General features: G+C 63.2%; 27 protein-coding genes. 12 read left to right on the forward strand and 15 right to left on the reverse strand.

Annotation, left to right across the window (positions count from 1 at the left end):
* Positions 1–6: 6 nt before the first annotated feature.
* The 3 genes from NCG91_RS12030 (at position 7) to NCG91_RS12040 (ending at position 3802) form a co-directional block, all read left to right on the forward strand.
* Positions 7–1083: a BMP family ABC transporter substrate-binding protein gene (locus tag NCG91_RS12030; RefSeq protein ID WP_251349866.1), complete on the forward strand. Its 1077-nt coding sequence runs from the start codon at positions 7–9 to the stop codon at positions 1081–1083.
* A 121-nt stretch (positions 1084–1204) separates the two neighbouring features.
* Positions 1205–2041, forward strand: a complete 837-nt coding sequence (locus NCG91_RS12035; RefSeq protein WP_077400451.1) for an HDOD domain-containing protein — start codon at positions 1205–1207, stop codon at positions 2039–2041.
* Between the two features lie 138 nt (positions 2042–2179).
* On the forward strand, positions 2180–3802 hold the full coding sequence (locus NCG91_RS12040) for a M28 family peptidase (RefSeq protein WP_251349867.1): 1623 nt from the start codon (positions 2180–2182) through the stop codon (positions 3800–3802).
* A gap of 46 nt (positions 3803–3848) precedes the next feature.
* On the opposite strand, the gene NCG91_RS12045 is transcribed toward NCG91_RS12040, so the two are convergent.
* Complete coding sequence (locus NCG91_RS12045; protein ID WP_251349868.1) at positions 3849–5069, reverse strand: MFS transporter; 1221 nt, start codon at positions 5067–5069, stop codon at positions 3849–3851.
* 220 nt (positions 5070–5289) lie between these two features.
* Positions 5290–6288, reverse strand: coding sequence for an LLM class flavin-dependent oxidoreductase (locus tag NCG91_RS12050; protein WP_251349869.1), 999 nt, complete (start codon positions 6286–6288; stop codon positions 5290–5292).
* Between the two features lie 214 nt (positions 6289–6502).
* On the opposite strand from NCG91_RS12050, the gene NCG91_RS12055 reads away from it, so the two are divergent.
* Both NCG91_RS12055 and NCG91_RS12060 read left to right on the forward strand, forming a co-directional pair.
* Positions 6503–8008, forward strand: a complete 1506-nt coding sequence (locus tag NCG91_RS12055) for a dipeptidase (protein ID WP_251349870.1) — start codon at positions 6503–6505, stop codon at positions 8006–8008.
* Between the two features lie 194 nt (positions 8009–8202).
* On the forward strand, positions 8203–9330 hold the full coding sequence (locus NCG91_RS12060; RefSeq protein ID WP_099665235.1) for a M24 family metallopeptidase: 1128 nt from the start codon (positions 8203–8205) through the stop codon (positions 9328–9330).
* Between the two features lie 95 nt (positions 9331–9425).
* Here NCG91_RS12060 and NCG91_RS12065 read toward each other — a convergent pair whose 3' ends face one another.
* Positions 9426–9914, reverse strand: a complete 489-nt coding sequence (locus NCG91_RS12065) for a hypothetical protein (protein ID WP_251349871.1) — start codon at positions 9912–9914, stop codon at positions 9426–9428.
* 220 nt (positions 9915–10134) lie between these two features.
* Between NCG91_RS12065 and NCG91_RS12070 the strand changes: the two genes are divergently transcribed.
* Positions 10135–10413, forward strand: coding sequence for a hypothetical protein (locus tag NCG91_RS12070; RefSeq protein WP_143451371.1), 279 nt, complete (start codon positions 10135–10137; stop codon positions 10411–10413).
* 21 nt (positions 10414–10434) lie between these two features.
* On the opposite strand, the gene NCG91_RS12075 is transcribed toward NCG91_RS12070, so the two are convergent.
* The 5 genes from NCG91_RS12075 to NCG91_RS12095 form a co-directional block, all read right to left on the reverse strand.
* Positions 10435–10860, reverse strand: a complete 426-nt coding sequence (locus NCG91_RS12075; RefSeq protein WP_251349872.1) for a VanZ family protein — start codon at positions 10858–10860, stop codon at positions 10435–10437.
* Positions 10861–11408: 548 nt separating this feature from the next.
* Positions 11409–12173: an SDR family NAD(P)-dependent oxidoreductase gene (locus NCG91_RS12080; protein WP_099665232.1), complete on the reverse strand. Its 765-nt coding sequence runs from the start codon at positions 12171–12173 to the stop codon at positions 11409–11411.
* A gap of 87 nt (positions 12174–12260) precedes the next feature.
* Positions 12261–12782: a TPM domain-containing protein gene (locus tag NCG91_RS12085; RefSeq protein WP_251349873.1), complete on the reverse strand. Its 522-nt coding sequence runs from the start codon at positions 12780–12782 to the stop codon at positions 12261–12263.
* Positions 12782–13621, reverse strand: coding sequence for a TPM domain-containing protein (locus tag NCG91_RS12090; RefSeq protein ID WP_251349874.1), 840 nt, complete (start codon positions 13619–13621; stop codon positions 12782–12784). Before NCG91_RS12090 ends, NCG91_RS12085 begins: the two co-directional genes overlap by 1 nt.
* A gap of 1 nt (position 13622) precedes the next feature.
* On the reverse strand, positions 13623–14237 hold the full coding sequence (locus tag NCG91_RS12095; RefSeq protein ID WP_034781723.1) for a LemA family protein: 615 nt from the start codon (positions 14235–14237) through the stop codon (positions 13623–13625).
* A gap of 167 nt (positions 14238–14404) precedes the next feature.
* Between NCG91_RS12095 and pyrF the strand changes: the two genes are divergently transcribed.
* Positions 14405–15238: an orotidine-5'-phosphate decarboxylase gene (pyrF, locus tag NCG91_RS12100; RefSeq protein WP_251349875.1), complete on the forward strand. Its 834-nt coding sequence runs from the start codon at positions 14405–14407 to the stop codon at positions 15236–15238.
* 168 nt (positions 15239–15406) lie between these two features.
* On the opposite strand, the gene sbcB is transcribed toward pyrF, so the two are convergent.
* Positions 15407–16855, reverse strand: coding sequence for an exodeoxyribonuclease I (sbcB, locus tag NCG91_RS12105; RefSeq protein ID WP_251349876.1), 1449 nt, complete (start codon positions 16853–16855; stop codon positions 15407–15409).
* Positions 16856–17002: 147 nt separating this feature from the next.
* On the opposite strand from sbcB, the gene NCG91_RS12110 reads away from it, so the two are divergent.
* Positions 17003–17617: a DUF5610 domain-containing protein gene (locus tag NCG91_RS12110; RefSeq protein ID WP_251349877.1), complete on the forward strand. Its 615-nt coding sequence runs from the start codon at positions 17003–17005 to the stop codon at positions 17615–17617.
* 1 nt (position 17618) lies between these two features.
* Here NCG91_RS12110 and NCG91_RS12115 read toward each other — a convergent pair whose 3' ends face one another.
* The 5 genes from NCG91_RS12115 to NCG91_RS12135 form a co-directional block, all read right to left on the reverse strand.
* The gene (locus tag NCG91_RS12115) at positions 17619–18584 is read right to left on the reverse strand and encodes a GGDEF domain-containing protein (protein WP_099389628.1); all 966 of its coding nucleotides are present in this window, start codon (positions 18582–18584) and stop codon (positions 17619–17621) included.
* 258 nt (positions 18585–18842) lie between these two features.
* A complete protein-coding gene (locus NCG91_RS12120) occupies positions 18843–19220 on the reverse strand; it encodes an HPF/RaiA family ribosome-associated protein (RefSeq protein WP_034781728.1) in 378 nt (125 codons plus the stop codon).
* Between the two features lie 224 nt (positions 19221–19444).
* On the reverse strand, positions 19445–20110 hold the full coding sequence (locus NCG91_RS12125) for a DUF1345 domain-containing protein (protein ID WP_251349878.1): 666 nt from the start codon (positions 20108–20110) through the stop codon (positions 19445–19447).
* 38 nt (positions 20111–20148) lie between these two features.
* Positions 20149–21420 carry an MFS transporter gene (locus tag NCG91_RS12130; RefSeq protein ID WP_251349879.1) on the reverse strand — a complete coding sequence of 424 codons (1272 nt, stop codon included), beginning with the start codon at positions 21418–21420 and terminating at the stop codon, positions 20149–20151.
* A 71-nt stretch (positions 21421–21491) separates the two neighbouring features.
* A complete protein-coding gene (locus tag NCG91_RS12135) occupies positions 21492–22517 on the reverse strand; it encodes a CDP-6-deoxy-delta-3,4-glucoseen reductase (RefSeq protein WP_251349880.1) in 1026 nt (341 codons plus the stop codon).
* A gap of 12 nt (positions 22518–22529) precedes the next feature.
* On the opposite strand from NCG91_RS12135, the gene NCG91_RS12140 reads away from it, so the two are divergent.
* The 4 genes from NCG91_RS12140 to NCG91_RS12155 all read left to right on the forward strand — a co-directional run bounded on the left by NCG91_RS12140 (position 22530) and on the right by NCG91_RS12155 (position 24733).
* Complete coding sequence (locus tag NCG91_RS12140; RefSeq protein WP_099665223.1) at positions 22530–23447, forward strand: SDR family oxidoreductase; 918 nt, start codon at positions 22530–22532, stop codon at positions 23445–23447.
* A gap of 83 nt (positions 23448–23530) precedes the next feature.
* Positions 23531–23791, forward strand: coding sequence for a hypothetical protein (locus NCG91_RS12145; protein WP_034759943.1), 261 nt, complete (start codon positions 23531–23533; stop codon positions 23789–23791).
* 235 nt (positions 23792–24026) lie between these two features.
* Complete coding sequence (locus tag NCG91_RS12150; RefSeq protein ID WP_251349881.1) at positions 24027–24251, forward strand: hypothetical protein; 225 nt, start codon at positions 24027–24029, stop codon at positions 24249–24251.
* Positions 24252–24493: 242 nt separating this feature from the next.
* Positions 24494–24733 carry a hypothetical protein gene (locus NCG91_RS12155; RefSeq protein ID WP_029496207.1) on the forward strand — a complete coding sequence of 80 codons (240 nt, stop codon included), beginning with the start codon at positions 24494–24496 and terminating at the stop codon, positions 24731–24733.
* Positions 24734–24820: 87 nt separating this feature from the next.
* Here NCG91_RS12155 and NCG91_RS12160 read toward each other — a convergent pair whose 3' ends face one another.
* Positions 24821–25537, reverse strand: coding sequence for a glycine-rich domain-containing protein (locus NCG91_RS12160; RefSeq protein WP_099665221.1), 717 nt, complete (start codon positions 25535–25537; stop codon positions 24821–24823).
* Positions 25538–25701 lie beyond the last annotated feature (164 nt).

Genomic DNA, 25701 nt, shown 5'->3' on the forward strand with positions numbered 1-25701 from the left:
AAAACCATGTCCAAGAAACTAGTATGCGCCGCCGTTTGCAGTGCTGTTTTGATGCCCGTCATGGCCGCCGCTCCCGCGACGGCGCCGCTGAATGTCGGCTTCGTGTATATCAGCCCCATCGGCGACGCGGGCTGGACCACCCAGCATGACCTGGCCCGCAAGGAAATGGAAAAGGCGTTGGGCAGCAAGATCACCACCAAGTATGTGGAAAACGTGCCGGAGAGCGCCGATGCGGAACGGGTGATCCGCGACCTGGCGCAAACGGGCAGCAAGCTCGTCATCACGACTTCGTTCGGCTACATGAATCCCACCTTGAAAGTGGCGAAGCAATTTCCTAATGTGAAGTTCATCCACCTGACTGGCTACAAGACCGCCGTCAACGTGGCCAACACCAATGCGCGTTTTTATGAAGGCCGCTACCTGGCAGGCGTGTTGGCGGGCAAGATGAGCAAGACCCATGTGGCTGGTTATGTGGCGGCGTTCCCGATCCCCGAAGTGTTGCAGGGAGTTAACGCTTTCACGCGCGGCATGCGCAGCGTCGACCCCAAGGCGGAAGTGAAAGTGGTGTGGGTGAATAGCTGGTTCGACCCGGGCAAGGAGCGCGACGCGGCCATCACCCTGATCGGCCAGGGTGCCGACGTGGTCACCCACCACACGGACTCGACCGCCGTGGTGCAGGCGGCAGAAGAGAAGGGCAAGTATGCGATCGCCTACCATTCGGACATGAAAAAGTACGGTTCGAAGGCGCAGCTGGCCGCCGTCACCCACCATTGGGGCGACTACTATACGAAGCAGGCGCAAGCCGTGCTGGACGGCACGTGGAAGTCCAGCAGCACCTGGGGCGGCATCAAGGATGGCATGGTCAAGCTGGAAGGCATCAACGCCGCCGTGCCCGCCGACGTGAAACAGTTTGTATTGGCGCGCGAGAAAGACTTGGTAGCTGGCAAGCTCAATCCTTTCAGCGCGCCGATCAAGGATAACGATGGCAAAGTGCGCCTGGACAAAGGCGTGCTGGACGATGCGGCGCTGACGAAGATGGATTATTTTGTCGAAGGCGTGGCAGGGAAAGTTTCCGGAAAGTAATAGGTTTGAGTATAAACTTGCTGTAATATTGCCGGAAACGGGAGCAGGGCCGGGGATACATGCGCGTTCCCGGCCCACCCACAGAGCAGAGCTTGAACAAGCCCGTACCGGAGATTGACCCATGGATAGACTGGAAGTATTCAAGATTATCGCGCTGCAAGCGAGCAAGGGCGAGCTGACGTTCCCCGCCAACGTCAAGGCCACCTTGAAGCTGCAGGAAGCGCTGGACGACCCCGATTGCCATATCGAAGCGGCCGCCCGCATGGTCATGGCCGAGCCGCTGCTGTCGGCCAGGGTCGTGGCCTTGGCCAACTCGGCCGCCTACAACCGTTCCGGCAATGAAATCGCCAACGTGCGCGCGGCCGTCTCGCGCCTGGGCTTTGCCACGTTAAAGTCGATGGTGGCGTCCGTCATCGTGCGCCAGCTGGGCAGCCAGATCACGGACCCGCAATTGCGCGCCAAGGCGGCCAAGCTGTGGGAACACACGGCCCACGTGGCCGCGCTGAGCCAGGTGATCGCGCGGAAAGTCACGCACGTGGACGTGGAAACGGCCATGTTCGCCGCCATCGTGCATGAAGTGGGCGGCTTTTATCTGCTGTCGCGCGCCGAGGAATATCCTGGTTTGCTGGACGATAATACCGAAGACTGGATCGAATACGGCGAAAAGCTGATCGGCCGCGGCGTGCTGCGCCAGCTGCAGGTACCCGACATGGTCTTGCAGGCCGTGGAAGGCATGTGGCATGGCGGCAGCCCGTTCCCGCCCCGCACCCTGGGCGCGACCCTGGTGCTGGCCAACGATCTGTCGCCTGTCGGCTCGCCCCTGCATCCGCCGGAAAGCGCCGCGCGGCGCCAGGCGGCCGCGAAGATCGACTTCGGCATCGGCGGCAGCACCTTGCACACCATCCTCGACGAATCGGCGGAAGAGATCGAATCGCTGGCGGCCGCCTTGTTGGTCTGACGCGGCTTCCATCGCCCATCCCCGCCCTTGCCGCGGGGATTTTTTTCGTCCGCATTTTGATCCATCTTTCCCCATGGCATACAATCGCCGGCTCGGCCATCCGCCGGACCGCTTTCCTCCTCTTACCCAAAGGATATTATGCAGAAGCTGTTTTCTTCCCTCGCCTTGACCGCGCTGGCGTTTTCCGCCCAAGCCGCCAGCGGTTTGCCCATCGTGCAGGAAGCGCCCCTGCGCGCCCACCTGGCCTTCCTGTCCAACGATTTATTGGAAGGCCGGGGCACGGGCCAGCGCGGCGCCGACCTGACGGTGGCTTACCTGGAAACCCAGGCGCAGATGGCCGGGCTGCAACCCGTGCGCGGCAACAGCTACCGTCAGAGCGTGCAAATTGCTGGCGTGAAATCTTTGCCGCAAGAGAGCAGCCTGCAAGCCGTGGCGGGCGGCAAGGCCGTGCCGCTGGCGTTCGGCCCGGACTGGGTCTGGGCCACGGGCGACTCCGTTGCCGCGCATACCTTCGATGCGCCGCTCGTGTTCGTCGGCTACGGCATCACGGCGCCGGAAGAAGGCTGGAACGATTTCAAGGGTGTCGATGTCAAAAACAAGATCGTCGTCATGATGGTCAACGACCCGCAGCCGACCGCGCTTGATCCGAACCGTTTCGCCGGCAAGGCGCTGACCTATTACGGCCGCTGGACCTACAAATTCGAGGAAGCCAGGCGCCAGGGCGCCGCTGGCGTGTTGCTGATTCACACGAAACCGTCCGCATCGTATGACTGGAGCGTGGTGCAGAACAGCTGGAGCGGCAGCGAGCGCTTCCAATTGGCGGACCGCACTGCCGGCACGCCGCTGCAGGGCTGGATCGCGGAAGAGGCGGCGCGCCGTCTGTTTGCGGCTGGCGGGCAGGACTTGGACGCCTTGCGCGCGCAGGCGGAAAACAAGGACTTCAAGGCCGTCGCGCTGAACGCCAAACTGTCGGGCGAAATGAAGTCGGCCGTGCGCAAGGTGGAGCAATTCAATATCGCCGGCATGGTGCCGGGCACCGATCCGGTATTGAAAGATGAAGCCGTCATCTACAGCGGCCACTGGGACCACCTGGGCAAGCAGGGCAAGGATGACGAAAAAGCGGGCGACACCATCTACAACGGCGCCGTCGACAATGCCTCCGGCACGGCCGGCTTGCTGGCCATGGCGCAGGAAGCCGTCAAGCAACCCGCGAAGCGCACGCAGATCTTCTTGTGGGTGGCGGCCGAGGAGCAAGGGTTATTGGGCAGCGCCGCCTACGCGGCCGACCCGCTGTGGCCTTTGAGCAAGACGGCGGCCGCGCTGAACCTCGACAGCTTGAATTTCGTGGGCGCCACGCGCGACATCGGCGCACAGGGCAACGAGCGCACGGAATTGGGCGCGATCGCCGCCACGGTGGCCAAAGCCATGGGCATGCATATCGCGGCAGCCCGTCCCGACCTGGCCGGCGGTTATTTCCGTAGCGACCATTTCAGTTTTGCCAAGGCGGGCGTGCCCGCGTTTTCCATCAATGGCGGACGCGAGTACATCAAGGATGTCGAGGCATCGAAAGCCAAGGCGGCCGCCTACGGCCCCCGCTACCATCAAGTCACGGATGAGTACGATGCCAGTTGGGATTTGTCCGGCATGACGCAGCAGGCGCAGTTCACCCTGAACCTGGGGCAAGCCGTGGCAAATGGCGCGAAGATGCCGGCCTGGAAGGCGGGCGATGCATTCGGCAAGGCGCGCGCGCCGGCGAAATAGGGACGTAAAAAAACCGCTCGGCCGAGCGGTTTTTTTTTGCGCTGGTTCAGGTGGCGCTTGCCCGTTCCAGCCTGCGCTGCGTGTGGCGATACTTGCTCCACACCAGCAGCATCAGCAGCGGCATGGCGCCGCCCACCATGCACAGGGCGGGCCAGCCGCCGGCGGCAAAGCTGGCGCTGGCCAGGGCCGAACCTGCCGAGGCGCCGATGAAGCCGCCCGCGATGAAGACGGTGGTGACCCTTGCCCGAGCATGCGGCGCCAGTTTATAGATGATGGATTGGTGCGTTACTTGCAGGCCCATCACGCCCATGTCCAGCAGGACGATGCCGATCAACAACAGCACCAGCGAATGGGCGCCAAAGCCGATCAAGGCCCAGCCCGCGATCGAGGCGACGGCCAGCAGCCAGGTGGCCTGGCGCGCGTAGCCGCGGTCGGCCATGCGGCCCGCCGTGTTGGCCGCAAAGGCGCCCGTGGCGCCGGCCAGGCCGAACAGGCCGATCTGCATTTCCGAGTAGTGATACGGCGCGCCGCTCAGCAAGAAGGTCAGCCCTGTCCAGAATACGCTGAAGGTGCCCAGGCCCAGACCCGAGAACAGGGCGCGCTGGCGCAGCAGCGGTTCCTGGCGGATGATGTCGGCCAAGGAGGCCATCAGCTTGCCGTATTGCAGCTTGCCGCGTGGCGCCTCGTTTGGCAGGATGCGGCGCAGCATGACGAGCAGGGCGGCCACGACGATGGCGGCCAGCACGTAGACGGTGCGCCAGCCGCCGCTGATCTGCGACACCGTGCCGGACACGGTACGCGCCAGCAAGATGCCCAGCAACAAGCCCGTCATGACGGTGCCCACCATGCGGCCCCGGCTGTGATCCGGCGCATACGACGCCACCATGGCCGTGACCACCATCAATGCGCTGGACGTGATCCCCATCAAGACGCTGGCGATGGCAAAGACGATAATATTCTGGCTGGTAGCGGCCAACAGCAAGGCGCCGATCTTGGCGATCAGCATCCACGTCAGCAACTGGCGGCGGTTCAGTACGTCGCTGAGGGGCACGAGGAACACGATGCCCAGCACGTAGCCGATCTGCGTGGCCGTGACCAGGTAACCGGCTTGCGGCACGCTGACGCCGAACGAGGCGGCCAGCATGGACGTGAGCGGCTGCACGTAATACAGGCTGGCGACGAGCACGCCGGCGGACAGGGCGAACAACAGGATGCGGGTGGAGCTCAGCAGGGTGCTGGCATCGACGGAAGAGCTTGCAGATTTCATGCGGTACAGCTTTCTTGGAATAATGCTTTTGGATGAGCATGATAGCGGGGCTGCACATTTCCTGCCGGGCCGGGCCGATTTTGCGGCAGGGGGCAGGCAAGACGGCAGGCAAGACGGCAGGAAAAACGGCGGGTAAACACGCCAGGCAAAAAAATCCCGGCGATCGTTGCCGATGGCCGGGAAAAGGGTATAGGGGGATATACCGAGGGAGAGTTAAAACTTAACGAGCGCCCGCCAGTTCCGCATGCACTTGCGCCGTGATTTCATACGAGCGCAGCCGGTGCTTATGGTCGAAGATCTGCGAAGTGATCATCAGCTCGTCGGCGCCCGTTTCGGCGATGAAGGCGGCCATCTTCGCCTTGACGGTGTCCGGTGCGCCGATGGCCGTGCACGACAGGACGGAATCGAGCATGGCGCGTTCCTGCGGACCCAATTGCTCCAGGTAACCGGGCACGGGCGGCTGCAAGCGCGACGGGCGGCCCGTGCGCAGGTTGACGAACGCTTGCTGCATCGACGTGGCGCGCAAGTGCGCTTGCTCATCCGTGTCGGCGGCAAACACGTTAAAGCCCAGCATCACGTATGGTTTCGCCAATTGTTTTGACGGCTTGAAGTGTTCGCGGTAATACGCCACGGCTTGCATCATCATCTGCGGCGCGAAGTGCGAGGCGAATGCATACGGCAAGCCCAGGTGGGCGGCCAGCTGGGCGCCGAACAGGCTGGACCCGAGTATCCACACGGGTACTTTCGCGCCCTTGCCGGGCACGGCCAGCACGCGCTGGCGCGGCTCGTCGGACATGTAGTCGATCAATTCCAGCACGTCTTGCGGGAACTGTTCCGCATCGGATTGCAGGTCGCGGCGCAGGGCGCGCGCCGTCGTCTGGTCGGAACCGGGCGCGCGGCCCAGGCCCAGGTCGATGCGGCCCGGATGCAGCGCTTCCAGGGTGCCGAACTGTTCCGCGATGACCAGCGGCGAGTGGTTCGGCAGCATCACGCCGCCCGCGCCCACGCGGATGGTCTTGGTACCGGCCGCCACATGGGCGATCACGACGGCTGTGGCGGCGCTGGCGATGCCGGGCATGCCGTGGTGTTCGGCCAGCCAGTAGCGGTTGTAGCCCCAGCGTTCGCCGTGCTGCGCCAGGTCGAGCGTGTTCTTGAACGACTGGCTGGCGTCGCTGCCTTCGGCGATGGGGGCCAGGTCGAGTATGGAAAATGGAATCATGGTAGCGATATCGGGACGTGGTGGAAAATCACAATGGACGATTTGTCTATCCCCTGACCCCAGTAGGGTCGGCCTTGGAAGCGGCAGGGATGACAGGCTGTGCACATGATAATGCGAATCGGGAATTTGCGTACTGATCGGTAAAAAACTCGTATCGATTGGAAATCGGTGCGGGCGATGCTAGAGTTGGCCTCCCCACTTTATGCGCCCCGCCATGTTCAAGAAACCCATCCTGCTGACTTTGATGAGCCTGCTGCTGCAGCCCTCCGTTCATGCCGCGCCCGTCAGCCAGCAGGCGCAGGACACGGCCCGCTACGCGCTGGCCACCTATCCGGAACCGCTAATCGCCAGCCTGGCGAAGATGATCAGCTACAACACGGTGGCCGACCCGGCCGTGCCCTTCGCCGACAATCCACAGCACACGGGCTTCAAGCGCTACCTGGCGGCCGAGGCGCAGCGTCTGGGATTCGATTTCCAGGATCACGGCCACGTGCTCATCATCGGCATGGGCAGCGGCAGCGAACGGGTGGGCGTGATCACGCATGGCGACGTGCAGCCGGTGAACCCCGCGAAATGGGCCCGTTCGCCGTTCGAGCTGGACCGCAGCAGCGAACCGGGCAAGCTGCTGGGACGGGGCACGGAAGACGACAAGGGGCCCATCGCCACGGCCCTGTACGCGATGAAAGCCATCCAGGACAAGCAGGTGCCGTTGAGCAAGCGCATCGAGCTGTACGTGTACATGGCCGAGGAATCGGACTGGGAACCGTTGAAACAATTCCTGAAAACCCATACGCCGCCGCAGGTCAACATCACCATCGATGCGGAATACCCGGTGGTGACGGCCGAGAAGGGCTACGGTTCCATCAAGCTGACCCTGCCGCCGCGCACGGCCTTGCCGGCCAAGGGCGGCCCCGTGCTGACGCGCCTGGCGGGCGGCTTTTTCGGCAGCCAGATCCCGGAAGACGCACAAGCCGTGATCGACCACGCGCCAGCCGCGCTGGAAGCGGCCATCCGCGCCCGCGCGCAGGGCCAGCAGGGCGTGCGCTACAGCTACGCGCGCACTGGCGATACCTTGACGGTAACGGCGCTGGGCGTGTCGGCCCACTCGTCGAAGCCGGAAGACGGCGTCAACGCCATCAGCATGCTGGCCGACGCGCTGGCCGTGCAGCCGTGGCAGGGCACGCAGGCGGCCGACATGCTGTCGTTCCTGAATGAACTGGTGGGCACCGACATTTACGGCGAGCGCTTTGGCCAGATCGCTTACCGCGACGGCTTCATGGGACCGATGACGGTGGCGCCTACCGTGCTCAAGCAAGCTGGCGGCGCGCTGGAACTGAACATCAACCTGCGTCGTCCGCAAGGCAAGACGGCGGCCTTGCTGCAGCAGCAGGTGACGGCCGCCTTCGATGGCTGGAAGGCGCGGCGCCAGGTGCCCGCTACCCTGCAGGTGCAGATCGGCGAACCGTGGCTGCAGACGGACGCGCCGCAGATTCCCACCCTGCTGTCCGTGTTCGGGCACTACACGGGCATCGCGCATCCGCAACCGGTCGCCATCGGCGGCGGCACCAATTCGCGCCTGTTCCCGAACGCCGTCAGCTTCGGCCCGGCCATGCCGCACACCGTGTACACGGGGCATTCCGAACACGAGTTCATCACGGAAAAACAGCTGTTGCTGAATCTGCAGATGTACACGGCTGTCCTGATCGAGCTGGCGAAATAGCGGCTTGCAAAAACAGAGGGAAGTCATAGACTGCAAGCCTGAGACGCATCCGGGCACTGAACTTTTGATGGGGGCGCCGGTCTTACGTTTCCATGTAGGAAGGGAGCAGCTATGCATGCACAACAGGAGACCCGGCTGGCGCCAGGCAGGGCAGGCGGCGTGGCGCCGCGCCGGAGCCCGCACGAGGGGCGGTCATGAACTGGCCGCTGGAACTGGAAGTGGCGCACAAGCTGGCGCAGATGCGGGGCTGGCTGGAAGACCAGCGTGCCGGCGCCGTGCGCCTGCGCGGCGGGGACTGGTTTGCGTGGGCCACGGCGGGCGCGTCGAACAGCCACTACCATACCGCCGAGTGCGGCTGCGCGGAAGTACTGGTGACGCGCGACGCCGCCTATATCTTGACGGACGAAGCCGAAGCCATGCGCATGCGCGAGGAAGAAGTGCGCGGGCCATGGACGTGGCAAGTGTCACCCTGGATGCAGCCGCAGCTGTATGAATTGCGCGAGCATTTCGTGCAGCATGCGGCCGGTGGCGCGCCGGTCCTGTCCGACCGGCCGGGCTTGCACGAACGCAGCCTGCCCGTGGCCTTGCGCGAAGAGCGGCTGGTGCTGCTGGAATCGGAACAGCTGCGCTACCGGCAGGTGGGGCAGCTGGCTGCCCGCGCGGCCGCGGATGCGCTGCGCCAGGCCCGCCCCGACTGGAGCGAGCTGGAACTGGCTGCCGCCTGCGCGCGCGCGCTGTGGCTGCGGGGCTTGCAGGCCGTGCACGTGCTGGTCAGCGGGGCGGAGCGTCAACAGCGGTATCGTCGCGCACCGCCAGCCCAGGTGGAGTTGGGCCCGCAAGCCGTGCTGGCCCTGTGCGCGCGGCGTTTCGGCCTGTGCGCTAGCCTCAGCCGTCAACGGCGCTTCGGCCCGGCGCAGCATCGCGCTGATGGCGCGGCGGTGGTCATGGACGATGCCGATGCGGCCATGCTGGCGCTGGAAGCGGTGGCGCTCGACGCTTGCGAAACGGGCCATGCGCTGAGCATGGTGTATCACGCGCTCGACAGCGCCTACGCGTATGCAGGCCAGCCCGACACGGTACGCACCAGCCGGCAGGGCGGCATCCACGGCTACCTGGCGCCCGAAGTGGCTGCCGGCGCGCACACGGAAATCATCCTCAAGCGGGGCATGGCGCTGGCCTTCCACCCCAGCCTGCCCGGCAGCACGGTGGAAGACACGTTTTTGCTCGACGGCAGCCAATTGCACAACCTGACGCATGACCCGGCCTGGCCCTCGGCCCTGGTGCAGGGGCGCAGCCGGCCGCTGACCCTGGCCTTGGCTTGAAAATGATAACTGCGTGCCAAATACGTGCCAAGTGCGGTCAGGCGTGGAGGAAATCGGCCAACGCCGGCCAGCGTTGATATCGATCAATATACCGATCAATAGCGCTGCATCACGCCTTTTTGCACGCTGACCCGGTCGCCGATCTGGAAGGCGGGCTGGGTGTTTTGCACAAAGGTGCGCGTCGTGCCGTCGTCCAGGCGCAAGGTGACGCGGTACAGCATGTTGCCCGCCGCCCCCGAAGTGCTGCCGGCCGTGCCCGACGTGCCCGCCTGCATGTCGCCACTGCCTTGGTCCATGCTGCGCGGCACGGTTTCTATCGACTGCACCGTGGCCGAGCTGATGTTCATGGTGGATGGGTTCGCGTCGTTGCGCATGTCGCTGCTCATGCTGCTCTGGGCGTTGCTCGTATCGGCGGCCGTGCTGCTGGCGGTGCTGGCCGTGCTGCTTTGCGGCGTCGTGCCGGCCGGCGCGGCATAGGTTTCGCCGCTATTGCTGCGCGCCAGACTGGTTTTGTCCGTGGAATGGCAGGCTGCCAGCAAGGCGCATGTCAGGCCGGTCAGCAGCAGGGTGGTTTTTGATCTCATCTTGGTCTCCTCATGGTCGCACACTCAGGATCGGCACCCGCGGTGATGCGGATGGCGGCGATTGCTGCATGTAAGAGCATGGCGGAACAGGGATGTTCGGCGGCCGTCATTGTCGATTGAGCTAGATCAAGTGTCTAATTGCCGTGCTTGGTATAAACGATGCTGGCAATTACCACTTCGTGCGGCTGCACGTTTCCTCACTGTTCAATCGGGAGAAAAAATGTCATCTGGCCCTACAGCAAAACTGATCGATGAATTGGTGCTGGCCATCGGCGGCACTGCGCACGATGTCCGTGCGCGCCATGTGCTGGCCCAGGCCTTGCATGGTCTGGTGCGGCTGGCGCGCTCGGAACAGTTGCTGGAGATGCAGCGCGATACGGCACGCGCCATGGGGGCCGGCAGCCGGCGCGAGACGCGCGCCCTGATGCGGCGCCTGGGCAAGCGGGGCCAGGGACAGTTGCGGCTGGCACTGCAGGATAGCGAAGCGGACCGCGCCTGACGGGCGCGAGCCATCCCCCGTTCAGGCTTCGGGCAGCGGCGCGTCCTTGCCAAGGGCAGCGGCGACCATTTTCGGCCACAGGAAATACAGCGGCAGGCAGACCGCCGCGGCAGCCGTGACATCGACCACCCAGTCGCTGACGGCGCCATGGCGGTAGGGCAGGAAACTCTGGATGAATTCGTCCAGCGCGCCCATGGCCGCCACCATCAGCACCGACAGCAGCGCCCGGCGCGCCATGCCGCCGCCCGTGCCGCTGAACAGGATCAGGGCCAGCACGCCATAACCGAAGGAGTGCAGCACGCCGCCCGACGCATACTGGCCCACGTCCGCGCGCACGCCGGGAATGTCGCCGATCAGGATCACCAGCACATATAGCACCAGCGCGGTGCGGTAGCGCAGGCGTTCGTAGCGGTCGGCAAAACACAGTTCGGGCAAGGGTGCGGGCATGAGGCGTCAGGACAGGTGGAAAGGACGCCACAATATCATGCGCGTGGCGGGCCACCGTGTTTTTGCGCAAGAGCTTGCTGGACAGGCAAAAAAAGGCCCGCGGGGGCGCGGGCCAAAAACCCAAATGAAATGGGTCAAGAGTTGAGAGTTGCTCGGTACTTACCATGTCGCGCGCCTTGCGGGCGCCCGCCACGGTCATGAAAGGGGAGTGGTGTGCCATCGCGGCACACCTGTCTGTAGTCAGGCATATCGGTTGCCTGTACAGCAGATGAAGCAAGTATAGGGGGCGAAGATGACGGCCTGATGACACGCCGCAACATTTTTTTGCGGCAGCGCAAATTGTCGGAAAGAGTGTGGGGAATGGCAAGAATAGCCATGTTTCAAGACTGATAGCGAAAAAAAAGCCCGCTGGTGAAAGCGGGCTTAAAACTATTTTCTTGGAGGAGAATAGTGGAGACAGGTGCATTATGCTGCGTTGCACGATATGTGTCTAATGATCTTTTCGGATAACCATTATTCTTTTTTTGTATAACTTGCCGCGCCTGCCTTCATTCCTTCACGGCCACCGTGTAATTGAGCGCCATGCGCCCGCCATCGACATAGATGGTCTGGCCCGTCATGTAGGTGGCGTCGTCGCTGGCCAGGAAGGCGGCGATGCCGGCCACTTCTTCCGGTTCGCCGCAGCGGCCCAGCGGCGTGCGCGACAAAATCGTGTGGCGCGCTTCCGGGCTCGACAGCACCGCCTGCTTGGCCAGTTCCGTCAGGATGGTGCCTGGCCCGATGCCGTTGACGCGCACGCCGTGCGAGGCCAGGTTCAGGGCCATGACCTTGGTCAGCTGGTTGATGGCGCCCTTCGACACCACGTACGGCACCTGGTTCGGAATGGCCAGTTCCGCATTCACGCTGGACATGTTGATGATGCAGCCGCTGTTGCGCTTGACCATTTCGCGCGCCACGGCCTGGCCGCACAGGAACATCGATTTCAGGTTGATGCGCATGACCCGGTCGAAATCGTCTTCGCAGACGTCGAGGAAATCGGCCGCGTGCGTGACGCCCGCATTGTTGACGAGGATATCGATGTGGCCGAACTGCGCCAGGGTTTCCTTCAGCATGGCGTCCACGTCCGCCTTCTGGCTGACGTCGGCGCAAAAGAAGCGCGCCTGCGGGCCGAGGGCGGCGGCCGCCTGTGCGCCTTCTTCCTTGATGTCGACCAGCATCACTTGCGCCCCTTCGGCGATCAGGCGGGTGGCGCAAGCCAGGCCGATGCCTTGCGTGGCGCCCGTGACGATGGCGGTTTTATTGACTAATTTCATGTGTGCTCCTCGGCGGGGTATGGGGGCCGCGCTGCCAGGAACACCAGCCTGCGCGGCAATGGGCAGATTTTAATCCCTGGGCAGGAATCAGAGGAGGATGGGCTCGTTCGGCAACTGGTTGCCGCGCGTGCCGTTGGCGGGGAAGTGGCTTTGCAGCAGGGTATTGAGCTGCGCCAGCGCTTCCAGGGTGCTGTCGTGGTAATTGCCATCCTTGAACCCTTTGGTCATGGTGCGGCACACGGCTTGCCACTGCTCCGGCGTGACGCGGCGGCCCACGTTGCGGTCGGCCACGATATCGACCTGGTGTTCGGCCAGGTTGATGTAGATCAGCACGCCGACGTTGTCTTCCGTATCCCACACGCCATACTGGGCGAACAGTTCGCGCGCCCGCTCGCGGTTGCTCACGCCCTGGTACGCCATGCCCGGCGTCAGGGCCGCTTCGACGATCAGGCGCACTTCCGCCTGGTGCATCGCTTCACCGCCGGCGATGGCTGTCTCGATGGCTTTCAGGGTGCGTTCCGGAAAGGCGTGGCGCGCCGTCGCCGGCGTGCCCCGCAAATGTTTCAAGGCCCGTCCGCAGCGTTGTCCGAATGTCAGTTGTTTCGTCATTACCAATCTCCCGAGGCGCCGCCGCCGTCAAAACCGCCGCCGCCGCCACCGAAACCACCGCCGCCACTGCTGCCACCGCCAAAACCACCTCCGCCGCCGCCGAAGCCGCCACCGCCGCGGTTGTTCAGCGCCTGGCTGAGGATGCTACCCAGCACGACGCCCGTGGCGCCGCTGGACCAGTTGCTGCCGCGCTGCAGGCGCGTCGGCCCGCCGCGCGAGCGGAACAGGGTCAGCACGACGAGGAAGCCGAAGAACAGCAGCGGCAGCCAAAAGGTCATGCCGCCCGCTTCCACGGTGGCTGGCGCCTTCTGCTGTGCCGCAGCGGGGAATTGCTCCTGGTTCAGCAGGGTGGCAATCGACCCCACGCCGGCCACCAGGCCGCCGTAGTAATCGTTTTGCTTGAAATGGGGGGCGATCACGTCTTGCAGGATGCGTTTCGATTGCGCATCCGTCAGCACGCCCTGCACGCCGCGGCCCGCCTCGATGCGCAGGCGGCGCAGGGACGAGGGGTTGTCCTTCGCCACCATCAGCAGCACGCCGTCATCGACGCCCTTGCGGCCCAGCTTCCAGGCATCCGTCACGCGGATGCTGTATTGCTCGATGGCTTCCGGTTCCGTGCTCTTGACCAGCAGCACGGCGATCTGGCTGCCCGTCTTGGCTTCGTAATCGGCCAGCACGCCTTCCAGCGCCGCCTTTTGCTTGGCGTCCAGCATGCCGGCGTTGTCCGTCACGCGCGCGGCCAGCGGTGGCACGGGCTGCAAGCCCTGTGCGCCGGCTGGCGGCATCGTCCACAGCAGCAGCGCCGTCGCCAGCGCCGCGAGATAGGACCAGGCTTTCATGTTATTTGCCAAAGTTGACGGTCGGTGCGGTCGAGATGGCTTTTTCATTTTCCACCGTGAACGATGGCTTGACCTTGTAGCCGAAGACCATGGCCGTCAGGTTGTTCGGGAAGCTGCGCGCATGCACGTTGTAATCCTGCACGGCAACGATGTAACGCTGGCGCGCCACGGTGATGCGGTTTTCCGTGCCTTCCAGCTGCGACTGCAAGTCGCGGAAGCTGGTGTCGGCCTTCAAGTCCGGGTACTTCTCGGATACCACCATCAGGCGCGACAGGGCCGACGACAGCTGCCCCTGCACTTGCTGGAATTTTTCGAACGCGGCCGGGTCGTTCAGCACTTCTGGCGTGATCTGGAAACTGGTGGCGGCGGCGCGCGCCTTGGTCACCGCTTCCAGCGTTTCGCGCTCGTGCGTGGCGTAGCCCTTGACGGTGTTCACCAGGTTGGGGATCAGGTCGGCGCGGCGCTGGTACTGGTTGACCACTTCGCCCCAGGCGGCCTTGGTGGCCTCGTCCTTGCTCTGGAAGTCGTTGTAGCCGCAGCCCGTCAGGACGCCGGCCAGGACGGTGACGCTCAGCGCCAGGCGCAGCCATTTGGTGAATTGATTGGTGATTTGCATGATGGGTTCCGTGCAGAGTAAGGGAGGTGAGGCAAATATACCTGAAACGGCCCGTAATGTCGGTTTAATAAGCGCCAGCGGCCGGCCCCGACCGCCTTGTGACGCCTTGGCAAGCCTGCGCCGCGTTACAATACGGGGTTTGCAACTGAATATAGAGAAGGTGTGCCGTGAATTTCATCAATAAATTATCCGCCGCGTGGACGGCCAATAATTCCCTGCTGTGCGTGGGCCTGGACCCCGACCTGGCGAAACTGCCGGCCGAACTGCGCGACCTGCCTGATGGAATCACCACCTTTTGCACGCGCATCATCGATGCCACGGCCGACCTGGCTTGCGCCTTCAAGCCGCAGATCGCGTATTTTTCCGCGCTGGGCGCGGAAAAGCAGCTGGAAGACATCTGCCGCTACGTGCGCGAGAATTATCCGCACATCCCGCTGATCCTCGACGCGAAACGGGGCGACATCGGCGCGACGGCCACGCAATACGCGCGCGAAGCGTTCGAGCGCTACGGCGCCGATGCCGTCACCGTGAACCCGTACATGGGCGAAGATTCGCTCGATCCCTACCTGGCGTGGAAAGACCGCGGCGTGATTATCCTGTGCCGCACGTCGAACCCGGGCGGCTCGGACCTGCAATTCCTGAATACGGATGGCGAACCGCTGTACCAGCGCGTGGCGCGCCTGGTGGCCGAGAAGTGGAATAAAAACGGCCAGTGCGCGCTCGTCGTCGGCGCCACCTTCCCTGAAGAACTGGCGCAGGTGCGCGCCATCGTCGGCGACATGCCGCTGCTGGTGCCCGGTATCGGCGCCCAGGGCGGCGACATCGCCGCCACCGTCGGCGCGGGCCAGACGGCGAACGGCATGGGCATGATGATCAGCTCGTCGCGCGCCATCATCTACGCCACGCCGCAGACGGGCGAAGACTTCGCCGACGCCGCGCGCCGCGTGGCCATTGAAACGCGCGATGCGATCAACGCGCACCGCGCGTCTGATGGTGGCTGACATAAGCTACTGCGCGTCGAGATTTGCGGCCGGCGATGCTCACTGTGCCATAGCACAGTTGCGCTTCTCGGCCGCAACTCCCATCCGCTCGCTACGCTTCTGTCAGGCACCGTGATGACTGTTGTTTGTCATCCATAAAAAATGCCGGGCTAGCCCGGCATTTTGCATTTAGTCACGCTGTGGTGCGACGATCTCCGCGTAATCGTAGAGTTCTCCCAGAATTTCCTCGCCCCGCTCATCGACGGATTCCGACAGCACGTCGATTTCCGTAAACAGCATTTCGATGGTGCGGGCGCCGGCGTCGCCGTCGAACAGGCGGGCGGCGCGGTGCTGTTCCCAGCGCAGACTTTCCGCTTCGCTCAGGGTTTGCGGGAAATTGCGGGCGCGGTAGCGGAACAGCAGTTCCTGCAGGCGTTCGTCGGCAAACGAGGGGCGGGCCGTGGCCAGCTTGGCCGGCGTGTCGCGGCGCAAGGATTCGAGCAGGCGGCGGTCATCGTTGCTGACGAAACCATTGTACAAATCCTCATCCACGTCCAGCGCGGCATTCGCGCCCGGGCGCTGGAATACTTCAGCCCAGACGGCATCCATGTTCGGCGCCGCGGCGGCGAATTGCGCGTTGACCTTCGCCGCGTCCAGATCGATGCCCCATTGCGCGGCCATGGCCGGCGACAGCGTTTTTAAATTGCCGACCAGCATGGGCGACTTGTTCAGGTGCACGCTTTTCACGGGCAGGCGCGTCATGCCTTCCGGCATGGCGTCCTTGCGCGTGAACAGGCGCGTGCGGATGGTGTCGGCGTCCAGCTGGAACAGCTCGCGCGGGTCGTAGGCGCAATCCCAGACGAGGATTTCATTCTTATTGCTCGGATGCGTGGCCAGCGGCCAGACGATGCCCAGGCAACCCCGTTCGGCGGGGAACATGCCCGACACGTGCAGGAAAGGCTGGCGCTCGCCGGCGGCCAGGTGCATGCCCATTTCGCTGGCGACCCGGTCCTTCTTGTGCAGGGCCAGGCAGAATTCGAACAATTTCGGCTGTTTCTGCTTGATCAGGCGTGCCAGGGCGATGGTGGCGCGCACGTCGGACAGTGCATCATGCGCCGCTTCGTGGACCAGGCCATTGGCCTTGCTCAAGTGTTCCAGTTTAAAACTGGTCTGGCCATCGTCACGCTTTGGCCATGCGATGCCTTCCGGGCGCAGCGCGTGCGTCATGCGCACCACGTCGAGGATGTCCCAGCGGCCGCAATGGTTCTTCCATTCGCGCGCATACGGGTCGATCAGGTTGCGCCAGAACAGGAAACGCGTGACTTCATCGTCGAAACGGATGGTGTTGTAGCCCACGCCGATGGTGCCCGGCTCCGAAAAGGCCGCTTCGATGGTGGCGGCGAACTGGTGTTCGGGCACGCCCAGCTGCAGACACTGCTGCGGCGTGATGCCCGTGATCAGGCACGATTGCGGGTCGGGCAGGAAATCATTGGCAGGCTGACAATACAGCATGATGGGTTCGCCGATCTCGTTGAGGTCGGCATCCGTGCGGATGGCGGCGAACTGGGCCGGGCGGTCGCGGCGCGGCTGGGCGCCAAAAGTTTCGTAGTCGTGCCAAAGAAAGGTCTGGTTAGTCATTGATGGTCGTTGCTTGATTGGTTATCCGGGCCGCCAAAAGCGGCCGCTGCTACAGTTTTCTGAAAACCTGCCGATACTACACGAGAGGATGGTCATCATCGCGTTTCCCGCATGGTGGCATACATTGCCCGTTCAAGGAGGTCTATCGTGTCAATTCCCATCGCCGCAAGCGGCAATTCCACCCCTTCCGTGACTTCCGTCAGTACGGGCGTTGCCGGCAAGGACGATAAAGTCCAGCAAAAGGACGGCGTCAACGCTGAAATGAGCGTGAATGACCGCACCAAGCTGCAATTGAACGCTTCCATCATGCAGGCGTCGCTGAACGTGTCGATCGGTTCCGAGAACGAACCGCTGGCGCTGCTGTACAAGGCGGCCATCACCAACATCAATGAAGCGCTGAAGGGTCAGTACGGCGAGGATGCGATCCAGAACGCGGCTTCGCAGGATAACAGCGCCGAAGCGACGGCGAACCGCATTGTATCGCTCTCGACGGGATTTTTTGATGCTTTCAAGAAACAGAATCCCGGCCTGGACGACGATACGGCCCTGACCAAGTTCATGGACACCATCAGCGGCGGCATGGAAAAAGGCTTCAAGGAAGCGCGCGACATCCTGGGCGGCTTGAAAGTGCTGAATGGCGACATCGCCGGCAATATCGACAAGACGTACGAGCTGGTGCAAAAGGGCTATGCCGACTTCATCGCCGCGCACAGCAGTAAGAAGGATGACGCCGCCAAGCCGGCCGACAGCAAGGCCGCCTGAACTACAGCATGACCCTGTTGCGGCCCGATGCTTTGGCGCGATAGAGCGCCGCGTCGGCCGCGGCGATCAGCGCATGGTCGTCCTGTTCGGCCGCCAGGCTGGCCACGCCGAAGGAACCCGTGATGTGCGGCAAGGCGCTGCGCATGTCGGCGAAGATGACGGCGAGCTGCATGCGCTCGCACAAGCGCTCGGCCACCCGCAAGGCCACGTGTTCGTTGGTATCGGGCAAGATCACCATCATTTCCTCGCCACCGTAGCGCACGGCGAAATCCGTGGGCCGCAGGGCCGCGCCCAGCACTTGCGCGGCGATGCGCAGTGCCTGGTCGCCCGCCTGGTGGCCGTGCGTGTCGTTGAAGCGCTTGAAATGGTCGAGGTCTATCATCACCAGCGACAGCGGCGAGCCGCTGGCGTGGGCCGTGACGATCATGTTGGGCAGTAAATCCGTCAGCCAGGCGCGGTTGTACAAGCCCGTCAGGCTGTCGACCATCGACAGCTGGCGGTAGAATTCGCCCAGTTTCTGGCGCCGGCGCAGCAAGGCATTGGCGGCGCGGATGCGGAAGGACAGCAGCCGCAGCAGGTTGCGCGCCAAGCCGTTCGACTGCTCGATCAATTCCCATACGATGGCCGCGTCGATCACCAGCAAGTCGGTTTCTTCCAGGGCGGAAATGGCGGCCAGGTTGCTCGCTTCATCGAGCACCGATTGTTCGCCCACGCTTTCGCCGGGCAAGACCTTGCTGACGGTGCCGTCATCCATGCCCGTGTGGGTGTCGGCGGCCACGGCCAGCGAGCCGCGCAGGACGATGTACAGGCTGGCGCCTTGCGTGTCGGCAATGGCTTCGCCCGCTTCCAGGCGCATCACGGGGCAGGGCGCCAGCATGGCGGCCGTCTGGCTATCCGCCCCATCGCGAAATAGCTGTAAATCGCCGATGTTGCAGCCTGAAGCGCCGAAGTTGCCGATCTGTTCCACAATCACACTTTCAAAAAGCCGGCGCGCGAGCAGGGGGCCGGTAGCTTCATGATAGCGTAAAGCGGCCTTGGCTGTAACGCCAAAGGCTTGCTTGAGGTCACTTACTGTGAGAAATACGACAATTATTTCATTGCCGCGTCAATACGCAGGAATGCTTGCGGTTTTGTTATGGATGTTGCCGCGCGCGAAAGGCGGGCCGGATGTGCAAAGGCAGCCTTGAACGGCTGCCTCAGTCTCTGAAAATCCTGCGGGTGGGGATTACTCGGCGGTTTCTTCCGCTTCGGCCGTATCGATCACGGCATTCTTGCCGGTGGCGTGGCGCTTGCTGTCTTGCAGGCGGCCCAGGGCGCTATCGATGGCGCGTTTCAGTTTATCGGTGGCGCCGGCAACGGATTGATGCACGGTGGCGTTCTGTTCGGTCACGGCGATCGGTTGATAGCCAGCAACGCGTGCTTCCATGACGCAGCGGATATCGTCGGCGCCGCCTTTCGGGCCATTCGTGTCGCTGATGTGGACTTCGATGCGGGTCAGGTTGTCGCGGAAGCGGTTCAGTGCGCTTTCAAGTACGGATTGCACATGTTCGTTCAGTCCAGCGGTGTTGGCGATGGTGCTGTCGGTATGAATATTGATTTGCATATGCTTACTCCTGTCAATTCAAAAAAAACCCATCTCAGGCGCCTTGCATGGCAGTGGTCAAACCCGCTGCCGGGGCGCGTCGGCGCCTGGTTCTTGCCTCATGCACTTGATCCCTGTGCATGACTTATCTTACTCCTCTTTCCAGTATTTCAAGAGGGTGCGCACGATTAAGATGAGCTTAACCCTTCAGCCAGGTCAAGTTTCCACTACGAAATTATTTACCCTCAGCCATTGATGAGACCGGCCGCGATATTGATCGACAGCCCCAGCACGACCAGGTTGAAGAAAAAGCTCAGTACGGATTGTCCCAGCACGATTTGCCGCATCATGCGCGTCTGCACGGAAACGTCCGACGTTTGCACGGCGACGGCGATGGTGAAGGCGAAATACAGGAAATCCCAGTAATCGGGGCTTTGCTCGTCGTCGGGAAACTTCAGGGGGCGCAACGCGGGATCGGCCTGGTAGTACAGGTGGGCGTAATGAAAGCAGAACAGGGTGCCGACGAGGAACCAGGAACCGACCAGGGTGAGGATCGTCAGGCCGTAATGCATCGCGCGCTCGTCCGGCGCCATGTCTTTCATCGAGGACAACTGCGAGACGATGGCCACCAGGCTCATCACGGATGCGACGGACAGGGCCGACAGGACGGTTGCCGCCCGCTCATCCTGGCGCGCCGCCATGGCTTTGACCTTGTGGTGGTTGGCGCGCATCATCATCCAGGCCATCGTTGCCAGGTAGAACCAGACGGCGACATTCCACGCCGTCAGCAAACGCGTCATCTGTTGCCAGGATGCGGGCAGCAGCAGGCCGGCCGCCACGCCGATGGCCGTGGCCATGCTCAGGTGGGGGCGGCTGCGGATGAAGCCGTGGAATGGAAGCGTGATTTTCATGGTGCAGGTTCTTCAGTGGGGATAGCGCATCTTAGACCTTATGCGCTCGCCGCGGTGGCCGTCCTGGCGGCCGCTTCCTTCTCGTGGTGGGGGAAGCGGTCCATGCGCGACAGTACGGGGAACAGCACGGCCCAGATACCCGTCACGGCCAGGGTGGCGGCGCCGCCGAAGAGCACGGCACGCACGAGGCCGAACCAGCCGGCCGTCAAGCCCGATTCGAATTCGCCCAGCTCGTTCGAGGCGCCGATGAAGACGGCGTTCACGGCGCTGACCCGGCCGCGGATTTCGTCCGGCGTCTCGAACTGCACCAGCAGGTGGCGGATGTAGACGCTGACCATGTCGCCGGCGCCCATCAGGAACAGCGCCGCCAGGGCCAGCGGGAAATAGCTGGTGCTGCCCAGCACCAGGGTGCCCAGGCCGAAGACGGCCACGCCGCCGAACATCCACGCGCCCACGCGGCGCGTGATGGGAAACATGGCCAGCGCGATCGAGCACAGGGCGGCGCCCGCGCCCGGCGCCGTGCGCAGCAAGCCCAGGCCGCTGGGTCCGGCATGCAGCACGTCATGCGCCAGCGCCGGCAGCAGGGCCGTGGCGCCGCCGAACAGCACGGCAAACAGGTCGAGCGAAATGGCGCCCAGCACGATGGGCTTCGACCAGACGAAGCGCAAGCCTTCGAGCAGGGTATGCCAGCTGACGGGTTCGCGCTTGACCACTTGCGGCGCCGGGGTGGTGGCGCGCATCAGCAGGACGGACACGACCAGCAGCGCGGACGAGATCAGATACACGACCTTGGGGCCGAAGTAATACAGCAAGCCGCCCAGGGTGGGCCCGAGGATGATGGCCACGTGGGAACTGGATGAGCTGAGCGCGACGGCGCGGCTGAAGTGTTGCGTGGGCACCATGTTGACCAGCACGGCTTGCGTGGCCGGCATCATGAAGGCGCGCGCGCTGCCGAACAGCACCAGCACGGCAAACACGGGCCAGACGATGGAAACATTGCTTAACGTAAACGCCAGCAGGGCCAGCGCGCACGCCAGTTGCGCCGCCAGGCACCACGCGATGATGTTGCGGCGGTTGTAGCGGTCGGCCACGTGGCCGGCCGGCAATATGAGCACGAGGAAGGGGGCGAATTGCGCCAGGCCGATCAGGCCCAGGTCGAACAGGCTGCCCGTGATCTGGTACACCTGCCAGCCGATGGCCACGCTCTGCATCTGCACGGCCACCGTGCCCAGCACGCGGGCGGAAAGATAACAGGCGAAGTTGCGGTGACGCAGGATACTGAAGCCGTTGCCGGCAGAGGCGAGAGACATGAAATTTCCAGGAAACAGCGGGGTGGAGCGGCAGCGGATGCCGCGCCAGCAGCACCCCGCTGTCTGGATGCTTACTTGGCCAGGTCGGCTTCCGTGGTGAAGGCGTCTGCGTAAAACTCGTCGGCCGGCAATTGACACAATTGCACGAAATCGCGATTGGCCGACTCGACGACGATCGGTGCGCCGCAGGCATACACTTGATACGCGGACATGTCGGGCAAGTCGGCGATGACGGCCTGGTGCACGAAGCCCGTGCGGCCTTGCCACGCGTCTTCCGGCAGCGCGTCCGACACGACGGGCACATAGGTGAACTGCGGCAAGTCGGCGGCCCACTGGCGGCACAGGGCGTCCATGTACAGATCGTGCGGACGGCGGCCGCCCCAGTACAGGGTGATCGGACGCGGCGATTGCTCGTTGATCATGTGCTCGACGATGGCTTTCAAGGGGGCAAAGCCCGTGCCCGAGGCCAGCAGCACGACGGGCTTGTCGGAATCTTCGCGCAGGAAGAAGGTGCCCATCGGGCCTTCGAAGCGCAGGATGTCGCGCTCCTTCATGCTGCCGAACACCTGGTCGGTGAACAGGCCGCCTGGCATGTGGCGGACGTGCAGGCTCACGGGGCCGCCTTCGACGGGCGCGCTGGCCATGCTGTAGCTGCGGCGTTTGTTGTCGCGCAGCATGATTTCGATATACTGTCCGGCGCGGTAGTGCAGGCGCTCGCTGGCTGGCAATTGCAGGGTCAGCACGACGACGTCGGGCGCGACTTTTTCGATGGTGGTCACGCGCGACGGCATTTTCTTGATCGGGTAGTCGCTGCTGCCCGCCACTTCGCGCGCCTGCACCACCAGGTCGCCCTGGGGCACGGCGCAGCACAGCAGCGAGTAGCCGGCCGCCGCTTCATCTTCCGTCAGGGAGCGGGCCTGGTATGGCTTATGCTGTACGCTGCCGGACACGATCTTGCCCTTGCAGGAACTGCAGGCGCCGCTTTTGCAGCTGTACGGCAGGCCGACGCCGGCGCGTATCGCCGCCGACAGGACGGTTTCGTCCGCTTCGCAGCTGAATTGGTGGCCGCTGGGCTGAACAGTAATTTGAAAAGTCATACAATCCTTGAGATGAAAAATATGTTAATGCACTCTTTGCGCAAGCCTTCAGGCTTGCCGCGCTTGCTGATCCTGGGCTGCGGCGACGTCGGCATGCGGCTGCTGCCCCTGCTGCGCGCGCGCTTTCGCGTCTTTGCCGTCACCAGCCAGCCGGCGCGCTGCGCGCAGTTGCGGGCGGCCGGCGCCGTGCCCATCGTGGCCAACCTCGACGAGCGCGCCAGCCTGAAACGGCTGGCGGGACTGGCGACGATGGTCGTGCACCTGGCGCCGCCCATGTCATCGGGCTTGCTGGACCGGCGCACGCGCAATCTGGTCGCCATTTTACCCGAGCATGCACGCATGGTGTATGTGAGTACCAGCGGCGTGTATGGCGATTGCGGCGGCGCCTGGGTCGATGAGACGCGGCCGACGGCGCCGGCGAATGCGCGCGCGAAGCGGCGCGTGGACGCCGAACAGGTCTTGCGCGGCTGGGGCGCGCGCCGCGGCGCCAGCGTGGCCATCCTGCGCGTGCCGGGCATTTATGCGCAAGACCGCCTGCCGCTGAAGCGCTTGCGCGAAGGCACGCCGGCCCTGGAAGCCAGCGACGATGTGTACACCAACCATATCCATGCCGATGACCTGGCGCGCGTCATCGAGCGGGCCCTGTGGCGGGGCAAGCCGGGACGCGTGTATCACGCCAGCGATGACAGCGAACTCAGGATGGCCGAGTATTTCGATGCCGTGGCCGATACGTTCGGCTTGCCGCGCCCGCCGCGCCTGCCGCGGGCCGAGCTGCGGCAAGTGGTCACGCCGATGCTGCTGTCGTTCATGTCCGAATCGCGCCGCCTGCACAATACGCGCCTCAAGCGCGAGCTGGGCGTGCGCCTGCGCTACGCGCGCGTGGCCGATGCCTTGCAGGCGATGGCAGCCGATGGCGCCGGCATCGGGTAAAATGGCCGGTTATCTGCGCACTTTGCTGGGCCGGCGCGCAGCGCGCCGTTCCCGCGTTGCGCCACTCACTTAAGGACTACAGCATGAGCACCCTCACTTACGAAGAATACCTGGACGAGGTCACCACCGTCCTGACGGAACTGTACGACCTCGACGACGAGGCCGCCATCAAGCTCGTCGTGGCCGCGCAGGACGCCGAATTTTTTGTCCCGCACGATGCGCATGAGGAAATGCGTACCGTCGAACAAGCCAAGAAAGATGCGGTCACCTTGTTCGAGCGCAAGCAGAATCGCCAGCAAACGCAGGAAAAGCAGCAGCAGCGCGTGCGCCAGCAAAAGAAATAAGAATGTGGGCCTGGCCGCTGGGGCCATGGCGCAGTACGGGTCTCGGCGCAACACCGGGGCTGTGACCTTTGACGCAGCGCAAACGCGTCATGGCGCGCTGGCGATATGGTGAGCAATGTCGTCACGCGTCTGGGCTCTTGTGGCGGGCTCTGCATAGCGTGACGCTGTTTCCCGTCAGCAGGAGCGAGCCATGCGAGCTACGAGTCACCCCAGCAAGGAACAGGTACGCGCTTACATGCGCCGTCGCGAACGTGCGCTGCAGCCGCCGCCGCCGCCCGATGAAATCCGCCGGCAACTGGCCTGGTGCCGCGTGGATGCCGTTTCGGGCACGTGCCCGCTTGCCACCCCGGCCGGCGTGGCCGCGCAAGGCTGGCATCTATCTGCCGAAATGGCGCGCCTGAGCGCCCTCATGGCCATAGCTTGGCTCATGCATAGCGGTGTTGCTCATCGTAAAAATTGATGACTTGCAGCAAATTTTTCCAATTTGAGTTATCCTCTAGCACATTCCAAGTGCGTCAATTCTCTTCAATTATCACAATTTTGCGTTAAGTTACGCAAAAATCAACAATAGCGTGTATTATATTGTTTGCGGCGTAAAAGCCGCATAAGTGATGGCGCTTTTTAGTGTGTTTACCCTGAATTATTGCAGAAGAGACATTCGGTTTCTTTTTGCTCTAATACAACAAGTACGGATTTTCGATCATGTCTCTCAAACAAATTACCTCTTTGCCTACCTACAACCCGAATCGCGTCCTCGATGCGATCATCGACAAGCTGCAACTGAAAAACGATGCCGCCTTGTCGCGAGCCCTGGAAGTGGCGCCACCGGTCATCAGCAAGATTCGTCACAATACCTTGCCGATCGGCGCCACGATCCTCATCCGCATGCATGAAATCAGCGATTTCAGCATTCGTGAACTGCGCGAGTTGATGGCTGCCTAAGAGCGCCTGACAGACGGCAAACTGAGAGGTGCCGTCTGGGTACGTCAGGCTTGCCGCGTGCGGCAGCCACATCTGTTTTCCGCTTTTCTATTGCGGGTCGCGGTTCAGCACCGGACGATCGACATAGAAGCGCCCCATTTCCAGGCCAGTCGAGGACGACTTGACCACCGCTGCGGCCAGTGAGGCAGGGGCGCTGGAAAATGCGGTGTTGGCAGCCCCGGTCGCGCGGCCCGAATACGCCGTCGCCTGTACCGCCGCACTGGAAAACGCCGTTTGCACGGCCCGGCCCGAGTAAGCAGTCGCTTGCACTGCCGCACTGGAAAACGCCGTTTGCACGGCGCGGCCCGAGTAAGCCGTCTCCTGCACCGCACGTCCCGAATACGCCGCCTGTACGGCGCGCCCCGAATACGCGGTTTCAGCGCGGATATAATCTTCCCCGAACGTTTGTTCATACAACTGCTTCATGCGCTCGCCCACGCGATGGTGCGCCGCTTCGTCGTCCTCGCCGCGCAAGCCGATGTAGGGGAAGTGATGGAGGAAGTAGCCGAACACCTGTTCGCAGTCGGCCGCATATTTCAGGGTGTCGAGGATGTGGTAGTGCCAGAAGGTATCGACATCCATCAGGGGCGCCGTCTCTTCTTGCGGAAACTGTTTCATCAGGATCAGGAAGCGGCGGTACTCGAATTCCACCGCGTTGGCCTTCTCCAAACTCCATCCTTCGCCTGACTCCCGGTGCATCAGTTTGACCTTGATCGCGTCCAAATTCAAATCGGCAATAGCCTTGAAACTGTCGTTCGTATCCATGAATGTCCTTTGGTAAAGAGCGTTGTGGGAAATACGGTGAAACAAGGGAAAGCGGCGGGTGTGTACTCCTGGCAAGTAGTCGAGGAATGCCTTGCCCATGGCAGGCAGGCGCTAAGTTGTTCTACATCAATATTGCATCTTATTACGAAATATGCAAGCTGAGC

The organism is Janthinobacterium kumbetense (assembly GCF_023703445.1).
Classification (GTDB): Bacteria; Pseudomonadota; Gammaproteobacteria; order Burkholderiales; family Burkholderiaceae_D; genus Janthinobacterium; species Janthinobacterium kumbetense.

What these genes read in the sequence shown, in the direction of transcription:
- sbcB (WP_251349876.1), bottom strand. Translation starts at nt 16,855, where the DNA reads ATGACTAACCAGACCTTTCTTTGGCACGACTACGAAACTTTTGGCGCC.
- NCG91_RS12035 (WP_077400451.1), top strand. Translation starts at nt 1,205, where the DNA reads ATGGATAGACTGGAAGTATTCAAGATTATCGCGCTGCAAGCGAGCAAG.
- NCG91_RS12155 (WP_029496207.1), top strand. Translation starts at nt 24,494, where the DNA reads ATGTCTCTCAAACAAATTACCTCTTTGCCTACCTACAACCCGAATCGC.
- NCG91_RS12060 (WP_099665235.1), top strand. Translation starts at nt 8,203, where the DNA reads ATGAACTGGCCGCTGGAACTGGAAGTGGCGCACAAGCTGGCGCAGATG.
- NCG91_RS12145 (WP_034759943.1), top strand. Translation starts at nt 23,531, where the DNA reads ATGAGCACCCTCACTTACGAAGAATACCTGGACGAGGTCACCACCGTC.
- NCG91_RS12040 (WP_251349867.1), top strand. Translation starts at nt 2,180, where the DNA reads ATGCAGAAGCTGTTTTCTTCCCTCGCCTTGACCGCGCTGGCGTTTTCC.
- NCG91_RS12065 (WP_251349871.1), bottom strand. Translation starts at nt 9,914, where the DNA reads ATGAGATCAAAAACCACCCTGCTGCTGACCGGCCTGACATGCGCCTTG.
- NCG91_RS12085 (WP_251349873.1), bottom strand. Translation starts at nt 12,782, where the DNA reads ATGACGAAACAACTGACATTCGGACAACGCTGCGGACGGGCCTTGAAA.
- NCG91_RS12120 (WP_034781728.1), bottom strand. Translation starts at nt 19,220, where the DNA reads ATGCAAATCAATATTCATACCGACAGCACCATCGCCAACACCGCTGGA.
- NCG91_RS12135 (WP_251349880.1), bottom strand. Translation starts at nt 22,517, where the DNA reads ATGACTTTTCAAATTACTGTTCAGCCCAGCGGCCACCAATTCAGCTGC.
- NCG91_RS12080 (WP_099665232.1), bottom strand. Translation starts at nt 12,173, where the DNA reads ATGAAATTAGTCAATAAAACCGCCATCGTCACGGGCGCCACGCAAGGC.
- NCG91_RS12050 (WP_251349869.1), bottom strand. Translation starts at nt 6,288, where the DNA reads ATGATTCCATTTTCCATACTCGACCTGGCCCCCATCGCCGAAGGCAGC.
- NCG91_RS12070 (WP_143451371.1), top strand. Translation starts at nt 10,135, where the DNA reads ATGTCATCTGGCCCTACAGCAAAACTGATCGATGAATTGGTGCTGGCC.
- NCG91_RS12095 (WP_034781723.1), bottom strand. Translation starts at nt 14,237, where the DNA reads ATGCAAATCACCAATCAATTCACCAAATGGCTGCGCCTGGCGCTGAGC.
- NCG91_RS12075 (WP_251349872.1), bottom strand. Translation starts at nt 10,860, where the DNA reads ATGCCCGCACCCTTGCCCGAACTGTGTTTTGCCGACCGCTACGAACGC.
- NCG91_RS12055 (WP_251349870.1), top strand. Translation starts at nt 6,503, where the DNA reads ATGTTCAAGAAACCCATCCTGCTGACTTTGATGAGCCTGCTGCTGCAG.
- NCG91_RS12130 (WP_251349879.1), bottom strand. Translation starts at nt 21,420, where the DNA reads ATGTCTCTCGCCTCTGCCGGCAACGGCTTCAGTATCCTGCGTCACCGC.
- NCG91_RS12160 (WP_099665221.1), bottom strand. Translation starts at nt 25,537, where the DNA reads ATGGATACGAACGACAGTTTCAAGGCTATTGCCGATTTGAATTTGGAC.
- NCG91_RS12090 (WP_251349874.1), bottom strand. Translation starts at nt 13,621, where the DNA reads ATGAAAGCCTGGTCCTATCTCGCGGCGCTGGCGACGGCGCTGCTGCTG.
- NCG91_RS12125 (WP_251349878.1), bottom strand. Translation starts at nt 20,110, where the DNA reads ATGAAAATCACGCTTCCATTCCACGGCTTCATCCGCAGCCGCCCCCAC.
- NCG91_RS12140 (WP_099665223.1), top strand. Translation starts at nt 22,530, where the DNA reads ATGAAAAATATGTTAATGCACTCTTTGCGCAAGCCTTCAGGCTTGCCG.
- NCG91_RS12030 (WP_251349866.1), top strand. Translation starts at nt 7, where the DNA reads ATGTCCAAGAAACTAGTATGCGCCGCCGTTTGCAGTGCTGTTTTGATG.
- NCG91_RS12150 (WP_251349881.1), top strand. Translation starts at nt 24,027, where the DNA reads ATGCGCCGTCGCGAACGTGCGCTGCAGCCGCCGCCGCCGCCCGATGAA.
- NCG91_RS12045 (WP_251349868.1), bottom strand. Translation starts at nt 5,069, where the DNA reads ATGAAATCTGCAAGCTCTTCCGTCGATGCCAGCACCCTGCTGAGCTCC.